Genomic DNA, 14,935 nt, shown 5'->3' with positions numbered 1-14,935 from the left:
AGCCTGTATCCAGGCCATCTGCTTTGAGCAGCAATCCCCGCACACCCGCCAATAAGGCGGTTGGTTTGGGCCTGCGCCGCGAATTCCTGCCGCAACTCCTTGCCACCCCGGAGCACGGCGTGGATTTTTTTGAACTGGCCCCGGAGAACTGGATTAATTTCGGTGGCCGCCCGGCAACCCAACTCCGTACCCTGACCGAAAAGCATCCCTTCATCTGCCACGGGCTGTCTCTCTCCATTGGCGGACCAGCGCCGCTGGACATGGCGCTGCTGGAGGCCGTTCAGGGCTTTATGACGGAGCATGGCATCCACCATTACAGCGAACATCTCGCCTACTGTGCGGACCACGGCCAACTTTACGATCTGCTGCCCCTGCCCCTCACCGAAGAGATGGTACAACATGTGGCGGGGCGCATCCGTCAGGCGCAGGACTTCCTGAAAATACCGCTGATCATCGAAAACACCGCCTACTACGGCGGATTCCGCCATAGCGCGCTCACCGAGCTGGAGTTTTTGCTGGCCGTGCTGGAAGAGGCGGATTGCCGCCTGCTCCTTGATCTCAACAACCTCTACGTCAACAGCGTCAACCACCACTACGACGCGGCGGATTTTCTGCGTGCGTTACCCGCCGGACGTATCGTCTATCAGCACCTTGCCGGCCATGCCCGGCACCCGCAGGGCTGGCTCATCGACACCCACGATGCGGCGGTCGAGGCGCCGGTCTGGGATCTGCTGCGCCGCAGTGAACAGATCTTCGGCCCCCTGCCCACCCTGCTGGAATGGGATAACCAGATTCCTCCCCTGCCCCGGCTTCTGGAGGAACTCCAGAATGTGCGCCCCGTGCAGGAAGCTCGTGGCGCAGCCTGAATCCGGCAGTGACCGGGCGCTGACCACGGCCCTCGCCGCGCATTTGCGCGCGCCCGCGGATCAGAACTGCCCCGCGGACTTCGATTTCCAGGCGGCGGAATTATACCGCGAACTGCTCGTCGGCAATTTTGCGGCGGCTCTGCAAGCCTGCTTCCCCCTCTGGATACGGGCGATGGGTGAGGCGCAGTGGCTGGCGTGGCGAGACACCTTCATCGCCGAACACGCCTGTCGCAGCCCCTTTTTCCGGCAGATACCCGACGAATTTCTCGCGTACCTGTCTGCCCGGCAGGCAGACCTTGCGGCAACGCTCCCCTATGCCCTCGAACTCGCCCATCTGGAATGGCTGGAGCTTACCCTGGGTATCGCCGAGACCGATCTGCCTCCCCAATGCGACCCCGACGGCGACCCCTGGACCAGCACCGCCATTCTGAATCCGGTGCATGCCCTGCTACAATACCGTTACCCGGTGCAACGGCTGATTCTCGATCCGTCCTTCACCACGGCGCCGGGGCTCGCACCGGAGCCCAGCCCCCTCTTTCTCTATCGTGATGCGGAGGATATCGTGCAGATGATCGTGCTCGATGCCCTTGGTCTCCGCCTTTTCGCTACACTGCGCGAAACGCCCATGCCCGGTGCCACCCTTTTCGCCCAGTGGCAGGAGTGCGGCCTGTTGGAGCAAGCGACGGACCTGCGCAGCCTGGAGGCAAGCATTCGCGCCTTTCTGCAGCGGATGCGGTCCGCAGGGGCCATTCTCGGCACTATACCTACGCCTCCATGAGCCACCCGGAAATCGAGCCGGGCTTTATCGTCCTCCACGGCGACCGCCTGGAATGGCTCAGCGACGCGGTCCTGGAGTGGCTGCGCGAGCACCCGTTGCGGCCGCTGGAAGAGGAAATCTTTCTCGTCCAGAGCAACGGCATCGCCGAGTGGCTGCAATGGACCCTGGCGGCCCATGAAGGCATCTGTGCGGCGGTGCGCGTCGCCCTGCCGGGGCGTTTTCTCTGGGAAAGCTATGGACGGGTGCTGGGCGCCGGCATCGTCTCGGCCCGCTCGCCGCTGGACAAGGCCCCCCTCACCTGGCGACTGATGCGGCTCTTGCCGGAATTGCTGCCCCAACCCGATTTCGCCCCTCTGCGGCATTTTCTGGGGCAATCGCAACGACCTGGCGGTGCATTGGAACGGCGCTGGCAAATGGCCGCCCAAATCGCCGACCTCTTCGACCAGTACCAGGTCTATCGCGGCGACTGGCTGGCGGACTGGGCCGCCGACCAGTCGTCCCTGCGCCGTGGCGATGGCGAACGTATGGCCTTGCCCACCGACCAGCGTTGGCAACCCCAGCTCTGGTCGGCGTTGCGGCACGACCTGCAATGCCGCGAACAGGCTCAGGCACCGGGTCGGGCGCAGGTGCATGACCAGTTTCTCGCGGCTCTGAACGCCGGGCATCCCCCCGCTGCACCGTTGCCCCGCCGCGTTATTCTCTTCGGGGCGGCCACTCTGCCGGAGCAGAGCCTGACGGCGCTGGCCGCGCTCGGGCAGCAGATGCAGGTGATTCTCGCGGTACCCAACCCCTGTCGCTATCACTGGGCCGATATCGTCTCGGGACGCGAATTGCTGCGGCGCGAACGCCGTCGCCAGGCGTTGCGCAACGACCGTGATCTGTCGGCCGTTGCGCCCGCAGATCTGCATGTGGAAAGCAATCCCCTGCTCGCGGCCTGGGGCCGTCAGGGCCGGGATTTTCTCAATCTGCTGGACCAGTTCGATGAAACGGCAGCGCTGCGGCAACGGATGGACATCCCGCGCATCGACCTCTTCAGCGAAGATCAGGGCGGCCCCCTCCTGCGCCAGTTGCAGGTGCAAATCCGTGATCTGGAGGGCATCAGGCCGGAAACCTGCACCGCGCTGGACGATAACGATCACTCCGTGGTCTTCCATATCGCCCACAGCGCCCTGCGCGAGGTGCAAATTCTCCACGATCAACTGCTGGACCGCTTCGCCACTGGCAAGCTACAGCCCCGCGACGTGATCGTCATGGTGCCGGAGATCGGTAGTTTTGCACCCCTCATCCGCGCCACCTTCGACCAGTATGATCGGAAGGATAAGCGTTACATTCCCTACCACATCGTCGACTTGCAAGCCCGCGACGAACAGCCCTTGCTCCAGGCCCTGGACTGGCTGCTGCATTTGCCCGAACAGCGCTGCCGGCAAAGCGAAATCCGCGATCTCCTCAACTGCCCCGCCCTGCGCCGCCGCTTTGCTCTGGAACTGGAAGACCTGCCCATCGTGCAGCACTGGCTGGCAGGCGCCGGCTGGCGCTGGGGCCTCTCGGCGGAACAACGCGCCGCCCTGGGCCTGCCCCATTGCGGTCCCCAGAACAGTGGCGAATTTGCCCTGCAACGCCTCTGTCTCGGTTATGCCAACGGCGACGACAGCCATTTCGCCGACATCGAGGCCTACGGCGAGGTGGGCGGGCTGGACGCCGCGCTCCTCGGCCCCCTCAGTCAATTGCTGGAGAGGCTGGAACACTGGCAGCATGTTTTGGCCGAGTCCCTGATACCGGAGCACTGGGGCGAAGCGGCTCGCGCCCTGCTCATGGACTTTTTCAGCGCCAGCGATGACGACGACGAAGTCCTCCTGCAAAACCTGGAAGAGGTCCTGCGTCAATGGCAGGCGGATTGCGCGGCGGCAGATTTTAACGAAGTACTCCCCCTCGCCGTGTTTCGCGGCGCCTGGCTGGAAATGCTGGATGCGCCGGATCTGGGGCGCAGTTTTCTCGGCGGTGGCGTCACCTTTTGCACCCTCCTGCCTATGCGCGCGGTGCCCTACCCGCTGGTCTGCCTGCTCGGCATGAACGAGGGCGACTACCCCCGGCGTAGTCCCCGCCTGGACTTCGATCTCATGGCCCTGCCCGGCATGGCCCGCCCCGGCGACCGCTCCCGCCGCGATGACGATCGCTACCTGATGCTGGAAGCCCTCCTTGCCGCCCGACGGGAACTCTATATCAGTTGGGCCGGAAAGGATCAGCGCAATAACCACGATAGGGCGCCCTCTCTGCTGGTGGCGCAGTTGCGGGACGTCATTCGCGATGGCTGGCCGCTGTCCCTGGAAAAGCGCACTTTCGCGCATCCCTTACAGCCCTTCAGCCTGGAATATCTGCTCGGCAAACCTGGACTACGCACCTGGGCCCGCGAGTGGTATCCATCTCCGCACAGCGCCGCGGAAGACACCGCGCTCCCCAAGCCTGCCGAGCCCGCTCCCCGCAGCATCCGCGAACTGCTGGAGTTTTTCCGCCGGCCCGCACGCGCCTTTTACCGGCAACGCCTGCGCACGGACTTCAACGAAGAAGACTTGGCAGAGGAAGACGACGAACCCTTCACCCTCAACGGCCTTGAAACCTATCACCTGCTCGAAGACCTGCTCAGCGCCGCGGAAAGAAACGGCCCTGACCGCGTTGCCGAAAGGGTGCGAGCACAGCGGCGCAGTGGTCAGTATCCCCTCGCCGGCATGGCGGCGAGAACCGCGACCGCGCTGCTCGACGACGTCACCCCCGTCCTTACCGCCTGGCGGGGGGTCAGCGCGGAGTGGACTGCGGCGCCACAACGACAGGCTATTACCCATGCCCACGGCCAGATATTGCTGGAGGACTGGTTACCTGCCCTGCACCAAAACAACGCGGGAGACCGCGCCTGCATCCAGCTCCGCGCCAGTCGCCTGCTGAATAAAGACAGCAAAAAACCAGAAGGGGATAAACTCGCCATCCTCTGGCTCCAGCAATTGCTGGCCAGCGCCATCGGCCTGCGCTGCGGTGGCATCGTTGTGGGCCGGGATGTGCTTATCCGCGCCGCGCCGCTGCAACTGGATGCCAGGGTCGCACTGGACGATCTGCTGGGTCTCTGGCAGGAAGGCCTCTGCCAGCCCTTGCCGGTCACCCTCAAAACCGCCCTCGTCAGCCTGCAAGGTAAAAACCCGGCTCTGATTTACGACGGCAGTGACCGCCTGTCTGGCGAAGCCCAGAAAGACCTCAGCCTGTTCCGCGATTACCCCGACTTCGCCACCCTCAGCAGCGCCCGCATTGGGTCCCGGCAGCGCGGCTTCGCTGACTATGCCGAAGCCCTCTACCGCCCCTTCGCCGACTGGCTGGAAACCCTGGAATGGCGGGCGCACCCATGACCACGATCCTCGACCCTCTGCGCTTGCCCCTGCGCGGCAGCCGCCTGATTGAGGCCAGCGCCGGTACCGGCAAAACCTGGACCATCGCCGCCCTCTACCTGCGCCTGATCCTTGGACACGGCGCAGAGGATGAGCGCTTCGCACGCGACCTCCTGCCCGAAGATATTCTGGTGATGACCTTCACTCGCGCCGCCACCCAGGAGCTCAAGGAGCGTATTCGCGACCGCCTGCAAAGTGCCGCCCGATATTTCCTCGGTTCAGACCACGCGACACCGCCGGACCCCTTTCTCGAAAGGCTGTTGGCCGACTACTCCAACCCCAAGACCCGCGCCCAAGCCGCGCACCGACTGGTCCTCGCCGCCGATGCCATGGATGACAGCGCCATTTTCACCATTGATGCCTGGTGCCAGCGCACCCTGCGCGAACACGCCTTTGCCACCGGCAGCGATTTCCGCGAAACGCTGCTCCTGGATGAAACGGATCTGCGCAACGACGCCGTGCGCGATTTCTGGCGGCAGGAAATCTATCCGCTGAGCAAACCCACCCTCAGTGAGGTCATCCAGCTCTTTTCCAGCCCCGATAAGGTCCGGCAAGAAACAGAAACCCTGTGCAGACTCGATCCGCCCCTGCCTGCCCCCAAATCTACGCTGGCGGACTGGCTGCCCGCTGCCGTCACCGCGCCCCGGCGGCAACTCACCGCCCTCAAGGCGCAATGGGCGGCGGTACATGATATGTTTGCGGAATGGCTACTGGGGATATTACAAGGCCCGAAATCGAGCAACCCGCTGAACGGCAAAAGCATCAGCGTAACCATCGCCACGAGGACCCTCGCTGCGCTGCGAGGCTGGGCAGACCACCCAGAAATTCTGATCCCTGACGAGCTGGTCATGTGTCAACGTCTCACCGCCAGCAATTTACCGTCCTACTGCAATAAAGATAAGCGCATTACCCCACCCCCCGCTGCCGAGCTACTGGATACCCTGCTCAGTGAATTAGAGGTCATCGCTCAACAGTTCACCCAACTGCACGGCGCTATCCGCAGCCACGCCGCCGCCTGGATCAACGCCCGGCTGAACCAGCTCAAGGCCCAGAGCGGACAGGTCGGCTTTACCGACTATCAGCGGCGCCTCGCCGGGGTACTGCACGACAAAACCCAGGGACCGGCACTCGCCGCCCGCCTGCGGCATAAATATCCCGCCGCCCTCATCGACGAATTTCAGGATACCTCCGCCCTGCAATACCAGATCTTCGACGACATCTACCATGCCGCCGACAACGACCCCGACACCCTGCTTCTGCTCATCGGTGACCCCAAACAATCCATCTACGCCTTTCGCGGCGCCGACATCGACAGTTATTTGCAAGCCCGTCGCCTGACCGAGGGCCGCCACTACGCGCTCGGCATCAATTATCGCTCCAGCCACGCACTGGTCAGCGCCCTTAATACCCTCTATACCGCCGCCGAACACGACGACCCTCAAGGCGCTTTTGCCCATGCGGCACCGGGCGCCGACAACCCGCTCCCCTATCAGCCGGTGCAGGCCCATGGTCACGAAAAACACTGGCAAACAGCCGGACAGCCCGCCCCGGCGCTCACCTTCTGGGCGGCAACGGAGTCACTCACCAAGGACCATTACAAGGCGCTGCTGAGCGAGCAAACAGCGGAATGCATCGCCACCCTGCTCGCCGACCCAACCGCGGGTTTCGCCGCAGATGGAAAAGATCCAAAGCCTGTCCAGCCCAAAGACATCGCCATCCTCGTCCGCGACCGCCATGAAGCCGCCAGCATCCGTCAGGCCCTCAACCGCCGTCAGTTACGCAGCGTCTTTCTCTCGGCGCAGGATTCCGTCTATGCCAGTGAGGAGGCCCGCGAACTGCTCCTCTGGCTGGAAGCCGTCGCCGAACCCGAAGATGCCCGCCGCCTGCGCGTCGCCCTCGCCCTGCCGCTGCTGAGACAGACCCTGAACGCCCTGGATGCCTTTAATCAGGACGAAGCCGCCTGGGAGGCGCAACTGGAGCGATTCCAGGACCTGTCCCGGCAATGGCGGCGGCAGGGCGTGCTGGCCATGCTCCACCACGGCATCCACCAGTTCGGTATCGCCGCCCGCTTGCTGACGCAGCCCGAGGGCGAACGCCGCCTCACCAATCTGCTCCACCTCGGCGAACTCCTGCAGCAGGCCAGCGCCACCCTCGACGGCCCCGAAGCCCTCATCCGCCACCTGCGCGAGGCCATCGCGGCCGGGAGTGATCAGAGCGGCGCCCACATCTTGCGCCTGGAGAGCGATGCCGAGCTGTTGCGCGTAGTCACCATCCACGCCGCCAAAGGCCTGCAATATCCGCTGGTATTCCTGCCCTTCATCGCCACCAGCAAGGCGGCCAGAGCCAGTCCGTTCACCGTCACGCACAGCGCCGAAGGGCAGCCCGCCATCCGTTGGGAAAGCGGCGACACGGCAGCCGCAGAAAGGGCACGACTGCAGGAAGATCTCCGCCTCCTCTACGTCGCCCTCACCCGCGCCGAACACGCCCTCTGGCTGGGTCTCGCCGCACCAAAGAACGCGGGAACGCCGATTTTTGCACGCAGCGCCATCGCCCACCTGCTGGGCAGCGAACGCCCCGCCCGTGATCTCGCCACCTTGCTCGAAGACTGCGCCCGACTTTCCCCCGAAATCCGCGTCGAGACGCTCACGAACGACATCCCCACGACGCTGGCCGTGCAGCACTGCAACAACACCCTTGATCCGCCTGCGGAATATACCGCCAGCTTCGAGAAGCACTGGGGCGTCGCCAGCTTCTCCCATCTGGTGCGCGATCTCGCGGCCGACCCATCGGCGCCACCGACACCCCGGCGCGCGCGGACCGGCGCTCCCTGGCATCGCTACCCGCAAGGCAGGAATGCCGGCAGCTTTCTCCACGACCAACTGCAACACCTCGCCCAGAACGGCTTTGCCCAGACCAGTCAGGACCTCGTTGCCGAACGATTGCACAAGGCCTGTACGCAAGCCGACCTGAGCAATTGGGCCGAGGAAACCGCCGAATGGCTGCAAGCCATCGTCCACAGCCCTCTCGCTCCCCTGACGGCAACCCTCCACGACCTTACGGATTATCAAAGTGAAATGGCCTTCTGGTTTCCCAGCGACGCCCTGCGCAGCGATGATCTGGACAGGCTCTGCAAACAACACATTTTCCCCGGCGCAGAGCGCCCCAAACTCCCCCAGCGCGTCATCCACGGCATGATGCGCGGCTTCATGGATCTGGTTTTCAGCCATGCCGGACGCTATTACGTCCTCGACTACAAATCCAACGCCCTCGGCGGCGGCGATGCGGAGTACCACGCCGAAGCCCTGCGCGACGCCACTCTCGGCCATCGCTATGAGTTGCAATCCAGCCTCTATCAACTGGCCCTGCACCGTCTGCTGCGCCAGCGCATGGGCAACAGCTACCGGCCCGCAACGCAGCTCGGCGGTACCCTTTTCTTTTTCCTGCGCGGACTGCGAGGACCGGAGCAAGGCATGCTCCATCTTCCCGCCGATCTCGCCCTGCTCGACGCCCTCGACGGTCTGTTCGGCCTGCCGCAGCGTATAGCCCAGCCATGAGTAAGCCCATGACCTCAACCATGATGGACCAACTCCGCATCTGGACTGAGGAAGGTTGGCTACGCCCCCTCGACCTCGCCTTTGCGCAGTTCCTCATCCGCCTGGACCCGCAGGCCCCGGCCCTCCTACCCTTGGCGGGTGCCCTCCTGGCGCGCCTCGAGGGGGAGGGGCACACCTGCGTCGCGCTAGACGACTTCCTCAGCGCGCCCGAACGCCTCCTGGACTGGCCCGCGCCGGAGCTCGCCACGCTGGCAACCGTGCTCGGTGACTGGCCCCATGCCGCCGCATGGACAGAAACCCTCGCCCAGAGCCTATGCGTGCAGGTCACCGAGCGCAACACATCCGACCCGGCAAACGGCGCAGAAACACCCCTGGTCCTCAGCGCCGCCCGCCTTTATTTGCGCCGCTACTGGCGCGACCAGCAATTCATCGCCGAAACACTGCGCCAGCGTGTCCAACAGCGTGTCGTCGATACCGCCAACCCCGAGGTCTTAAGACCCTGGCTGGAGCAACTTTTCCCCGCGCCTGACGCCCCCCGCAACGAACCCCCCTGGCAAAAAATCGCCTGCGCCCTTGCCCTGCGCGGTCACTTCGGCATCATCACCGGCGGCCCCGGCACCGGCAAAACCTACACCGCAGCCCGCTTCATGGCCTTGCTCATGGCGACCAGCAGCACCCCCCTGCGCATCGTCCTCGCCGCCCCCACCGGCAAGGCCGCCGTGCGCATCGACGAGTCCCTGCAGAGCGCGGTCAGCACTCTTCCGCAACTGGGCCGGATACCCGACATGGCTGCCGCCTTCGCCCGCCTGCGTCCGGCGCGTACCCTGCATAGCCTGCTCGGCGCCCGTCCCGAAAGTCGTCGCTTTCGCCATGACGCCGCCAACCCCCTCGAACTCGACGTACTGGTGGTGGATGAAGCCTCCATGATCCATCAAGAGATGATGGCCGCCCTGCTCCGCGCTCTGCCGCCCACGGCCCGCCTCATCCTCCTCGGCGACCAGGACCAGCTCGCCTCCGTCGAAGCGGGCGCCGTGCTGGCCGAGATCTGCCAAGGCAGCGGTATGTACGATGCCGAGACCTGCCACTATCTGCAGGCCAGTTGTGGTGCCACACCGCAGCCCAACGACAGCAGCACCAGCCCCCTTGCATCAAGCATCGTCCGCTTGCAACGCAGTCACCGCTTCAATGCCGAAATCGCCGCTTTGGCGGATGCCGTCCACGGCAGTCACCCCGAAACCGCTATCCGCATCCTGCAAAGCGCGCAGACCAGCACCCTCGCCTGGCAATCCGCCCCCACCATCCACCAGATACTGGATCTCGCCGGCACCGAGACCGCCTATGGCCGCGTCTGGCAAGCGGCGGGGCAGCCGCCGCCAAAAGACCCGCAACAACATGGCGCGTGGGTTAAGGCCATCCTCAAGGACTATGCCGATTTCCGCATCCTCTGCGCCTTGCGCCAAGGCCCTTGGGGCGTCACCGGCATCAACCGCGCCATTGAAGACCATCTGCAACGCCAGGGCATCTTGCAGAGCCACGGCCTTTGGTATGTCGGCCGCCCCACCCTCGTCACCCGCAACGACCCCGGCCTCGGCCTCAGCAATGGCGATATCGGCATCGCCCTGCCCGACCCGGATAGGCGTATGCGCGTCTATTTTCCCAACAGCGACAACCCGCCCCGCGCCATCCTGCCCAGCCGTCTCAACCACAGTGAAAGCGCCTGGGCCATGACCGTCCACAAGGCGCAGGGCTCCGAGTTCGCCCACACCGTACTTATCCTTCCGCCGGAAGACAGCCCGGTGCTTAGCCGCGAACTGCTCTACACGGCCATCACCCGGGCCCGCACATGCTTCACCCTCATCGCTCCCCGTGCGCGCCTGGAAAACGCCATTCAACGCCAGACGCGGCGCATGAGCGGGCTACATGCGGCTTTGCGCAACGCCAGACGTTGAACGTCACCGGCATTATTTCGGCAATATTGCCGGGCAAGACGCCAAAAACGCTGGATTTGTCGCCGAACATCCTGGTCATGATCCGGGTGTTTTCTGGTGCGCGACCGGCCACCAATTCGCTGGCTGCCAAAGATGAAATGCGCTGGGCATTACCAATTATTGTGTCGTCAGGAGTCTGACGTATTAATAAATTCAATTCCCAATGGACTGTCCTCAACAAAAATTCTCAGGGTCCGCTTCGTTTCGCCGGAAACCATAAGAATCTACTATTATCACAGCCTGCAGCAAGGCCAATTGATAACTTGACATTCAACCTGCTTAATTGTTTTATTGGGCCATGGCAGGCGCGTGGATGAAGCGAACTGCTGAACGCTTTATTAGCAAAAAGCGTCACAATGCGACTTTTTCAGTCATTGCATGGAGGGAGCTTGTATGGGTACCATGAAACGCTATAGGCGGTTAATTTATGTGGCGGCGTTATTTTTTGTTGGCGCATCCATGCTTTCTGGATGTATAGTGGCTCCGCCGTATGGCGGCTATTATGGCGGCCATTACGGGGAAGGACGCGGCGGGTGGCATCACGGTGGAGACGACTGAGATTACAACCCATCCTGTGCAATGCGTTAAATAGTGACAGCCTGACATTGTTAACGCCTCTTTTCTTCAACATATGGAATCCTATGAAAAAATATCTATTGACAACGCCGTTATTGTTCCTGGGGCTCACATTCTTCGTTGCCCACAGCGCGCTTGCTGACGACCAGAATTATGCTCCTGGTTACTATATGACTCCACAGGCCTACTATGGCCAACGTTCAGACTATAGATCCCGTGATCAGCGCCGATACAGAGATGGTGAGCGACACAGAGAAGATCGGCAGTATGAGCATCGAGATTATCATCGCGGCGACCATTAGGCAGCTTAAACGGACACCCAGTAATTTTACCCTGTGACACGACGGACGAGTTCGGCCCGGCGAAAAAGCCGGGCCGAACTCTATTATACCGTCCCCAGGGCCGGGACTACCGGAGCATTCCTGGGGAAACCCACTATGGCCTGAATATGCGCAGAATGGCTGGAGATTTTGCGGCATGAAGCGTGGCCATGCCGATATGACCCCACCAGTACAACCAGACAAATGACGAAAGAAAATCATGCAGTTTCTTGGGAATCTGGTAGAAACTTATGGGGGCCGCCACTCCGTAATTTGGAATCAAGAAAAACATGATAAACCCTAAGAAGGCCATACCGGTCACGGCAAGCAAACCGAGACCATGTATCATGCCCGGTAAGCCGCCACGCATTCCACTGGGTGGCAACCTTCTATCCGCCAGCCCTTTTATATCCCTGCATATATTTTCTAGATACTCGCCACTGTACGGGAAAAGGTGTGAACGTATGCTTTTGTTATAGAAAACCTGGGTCCAGAATGCGATAACGATGACCGTGGCGAACATGCCAACCCACATGTGGGCATGAAACAATAAGTGCCGAAATGGAAGCTCGCCAAACTTTTTCCATATGGCCTTCATGTCGAGCTCGCTGAATAGCAGAAAAGTCACCACCAGTGCAAATCCCACATGTATCCATCGCGTACTTCTTGGCCACTCTTGAACACCTTCAGACATAAAAACTCCGTAATTTGATGATATAAATTATAAAACGAGGTTGATTATTTGCAGATCGAATCTTAACAGGTGAAGTCGCATGTTGCAATCATTAAAGTGTTTTTTCATTTTGCCAAAAATCACAAATATAATGATTAACTGTCATCCAGTATTGCAGAAACCATCTGGCAGGTTATGACTCTATAAATTGTCAAAAGGCACCGCGTCACCGGACGCAGTGCATTAATATAACTTAGAATTTAGCCGATACTGTCATAAAATACTGCCGGGGAGCGCCCGGATCAGCCAGAATGGCACCAGCACTGTTACCGCCGAAATACCCGCCACTGGTAATGTACTCAATGGGGTTATACCGTGCGCCAAAAAGATTGTATATCCCCACAGAGAGCTTCACGCCTTTCAGAGTCGGTACGTATTGATTCAAACGGGTTGTTTTTATCCCAAGGCTAAGGTTGGAGACGTTGTATCCCGGCTGCTTCTGATGCGATGGCGCACCGGTCACGTTGTTAAAGAGATACTGTGAACTCGTGTACTGATCCACAAACTGGGGGGAGAATAGAAAGCCATGATAGTAGTACCGATAATCAATACCCGCGCTCATGGTAAGGTCCGGGCTATAAGATACATTGGCGCCATGTAACGTCGTACCCCCACCCTGCGGGGTGTATGAGGCATAGTACGAATGGTTGAATGCCAGATTAGCGAACAGGTGCCAGTTCCAGGAGGGATTGTCGGCGATCGCGACATTTACGCCATTCACCACCGCGTTCGCCGATGCAAATTTGGTTTGGGCGATGTTGGTCAGGTAGGTCGCTATGGTCTCATTGGCCAAATGATCATAGTAGTAGTTGATGTTGAATGTGAAATTATGAAGCATCATCCAGTTACGCACCATAAACTTGGCGCCCACTTCATAATCCGTACTTTTTACCGGCTTCAAGCTATTGAAGTCAATGCCGCCGCCGTGGCTGTTATAGGCCCCAAAATTATTGTCCGTGGGATTTTGATAAGACTGGGCATAACTGGCATATACGGAACCCCACTTTACCGGAGCAAAACGGACGCCGACCGAGGGTTCAAGGCCAGATATGGTGTCCGCAGAGCTATTGATCAGCGTCTGATTCTGAGCGCCGGCAGGAAGATTGGTGAATACCTGGTTCCCGTTATTATACATTTGGGTTTGGTACTGGACTGCAGCAATGCCCGGCGTAACCTTGAAGCCGGAAAACGGCGTGATCGTGTCTTGAATAAAGCCCGTCAAATAGTTGTTATACAGCACATCGCTATTGTACTGGGCGGGAAACGACGGACTGGTGCCAAGAAGCGTGTTGTATCCTGCATAGGGCGTGGTGAATTGTTGGTGAATCCATGACCCACCTGCTTTCAGGAGATTCATCGGCAGATGCCAGTCAAAATACAGCTTGTCTCCATAGGTGTCTGATGTCGGATTGTAATACTCGGAATTCGCGCTATTCCCTGGTATATAATTATTGATGCGATAATGCACCCGGTGGCCATGGCGATACCACGCCAACTCATGTAGCGTAACATCTTTACTGAGGTGGAGATTCAGCTTGGAATACAGCATGTAGTCTTGTACCTTCAACTGCTTAAACCAGATGGACTCCGGCAGTGATGCGTAATATCCACTGGTCTGCTGACTATACAAAGGTGCATTGGCGTTCAGACCCTGGGTAGTGATGCCCTGTATGGGGGTCACCGGGATAAAATTAGGCCTGAACTCACGCGAGCTATCCACATAACCGCCGAGGCTGAAGGTGCCACGCCTGAAGGTCTTCACCGCCTTACCAAAATAGGCAAAGGACTGGGCTGGGGCACTGAACGAACCCGTGCGGAAGGTGTTGTTTTTCGTATAACCTCCGGCCAGAACAGCGGACCAGCCATCATACATCCCCGTTTTGAGATCGAAGTTGTAGCCGAGCGTGCCGTTACTTCCGAACGAGGTACCTATTTCAGCGCTTGGTTTTACAGATGGCTGCAGCGGTACGAAGTTGATGGTACCGCCGATACTGTCGAACCATCGCCCGGCGGGATTTCCGGGACCATAGGTCACGTTGATGCCATGGATCATCTGTAGAATCGGAATTTCGTTGGAATCCCAACCACCATTGTGTGAAATCAAATTGTTCATGGGGATCCCGTCAAACAGCACCGTCAAGCCATTGCGCTCGACGTCACCATTCACCGATGACCAACCGACCTTCACGCCGCGCACGGCGATTTCATAACGCGCGGTCGATGCGATGCCACCATAGCCACGGACAGCGATACCGGGTGCCAGAGAGAGCGCTTGTGCAGATCCTGCGGCGGGCCCGACCCCTTTGATTTCACGCTTTCCGAGTACCGCCTGGGATTGGGTGGATTTGAATATTTTCTTTTTCGTCAGCTTACCATCGGTGCTGGCTAGCGCTTTGGCCGAATCAGAAAGTGCGTTTGCTGAAGCGCTCACTTCACCAACACTGGTGGATTTACTGCTCGCATTTTGCACCTGATAAACGTTACCTACAGGCACCGGGTCGGCACCAAAAGCTGTTGTTATGGTACTCAATGTACAAACCCCCGCAGTACACATTGCGAACAATAACGGGTTAATAAAAAACCGCTGACTCATTTTTGGCTCCTGTGTAAAAAGTTGCTCGCATAAGATTCATGTGATGCCGCCATGTTGCTCATGCAACAAACAAAATACTACAGGAGAATTATGACACTC

Annotated in this window: 8 protein-coding genes; 6 read left to right on the top strand and 2 right to left on the bottom strand. The window is 60.0% G+C overall.

Annotation, left to right across the window (positions count from 1 at the left end; all coding sequences use genetic code 11):
* Positions 1-23 precede the first annotated feature (23 nt).
* The 6 genes from PJU76_RS00810 to PJU76_RS00785 are packed head-to-tail and all read left to right on the top strand — an operon-like array spanning position 24 to position 10,754.
* Complete coding sequence (locus PJU76_RS00810; protein WP_271780075.1) at positions 24-866, top strand: HvfB family MNIO-type RiPP peptide maturase; 843 nt, start codon at positions 24-26, stop codon at positions 864-866.
* The gene (locus PJU76_RS00805; protein WP_271780074.1) at positions 853-1,644 is read left to right on the top strand and encodes an HvfC family RiPP maturation protein; all 792 of its coding nucleotides are present in this window, start codon (positions 853-855) and stop codon (positions 1,642-1,644) included. Before PJU76_RS00810 ends, PJU76_RS00805 begins: the two co-directional genes overlap by 14 nt.
* Positions 1,641-5,033, top strand: a complete 3,393-nt coding sequence (gene recC / locus PJU76_RS00800; RefSeq protein WP_271780073.1) for an exodeoxyribonuclease V subunit gamma — start codon at positions 1,641-1,643, stop codon at positions 5,031-5,033. Before PJU76_RS00805 ends, recC begins: the two co-directional genes overlap by 4 nt.
* On the top strand, positions 5,015-8,626 hold the full coding sequence (gene recB / locus PJU76_RS00795; RefSeq protein WP_271780072.1) for an exodeoxyribonuclease V subunit beta: 3,612 nt from the start codon (positions 5,015-5,017) through the stop codon (positions 8,624-8,626). Before recC ends, recB begins: the two co-directional genes overlap by 19 nt.
* 8 nt (positions 8,627-8,634) lie before the next feature.
* The gene (gene recD, locus PJU76_RS00790) at positions 8,635-10,575 is read left to right on the top strand and encodes an exodeoxyribonuclease V subunit alpha (protein WP_271780071.1); all 1,941 of its coding nucleotides are present in this window, start codon (positions 8,635-8,637) and stop codon (positions 10,573-10,575) included.
* Positions 10,572-10,754 carry a hypothetical protein gene (locus PJU76_RS00785; RefSeq protein WP_271780070.1) on the top strand — a complete coding sequence of 61 codons (183 nt, stop codon included), beginning with the start codon at positions 10,572-10,574 and terminating at the stop codon, positions 10,752-10,754. Before recD ends, PJU76_RS00785 begins: the two co-directional genes overlap by 4 nt.
* Before the next feature lie 871 nt (positions 10,755-11,625).
* On the opposite strand, the gene PJU76_RS00780 is transcribed toward PJU76_RS00785, so the two are convergent.
* Together PJU76_RS00780 and PJU76_RS00775 are read right to left on the bottom strand one after the other, a co-directional pair.
* The gene (locus PJU76_RS00780) at positions 11,626-12,204 is read right to left on the bottom strand and encodes a cytochrome b/b6 domain-containing protein (RefSeq protein WP_271780069.1); all 579 of its coding nucleotides are present in this window, start codon (positions 12,202-12,204) and stop codon (positions 11,626-11,628) included.
* Positions 12,205-12,436: 232 nt separating this feature from the next.
* Entirely contained in the window at positions 12,437-14,836 is a 2,400-nt protein-coding gene (locus PJU76_RS00775; protein ID WP_271780068.1) for a TonB-dependent receptor, read from the bottom strand.
* Between the last annotated feature and the right edge of the window lie 99 nt (positions 14,837-14,935).

Origin of the sequence: Acidithiobacillus ferriphilus (assembly GCF_028215975.1) — a bacterium.
Classification (GTDB): domain Bacteria; phylum Pseudomonadota; class Gammaproteobacteria; order Acidithiobacillales; family Acidithiobacillaceae; genus Acidithiobacillus; species Acidithiobacillus ferriphilus.
This window is presented reverse-complemented; position numbering and strand designations above follow the sequence as displayed.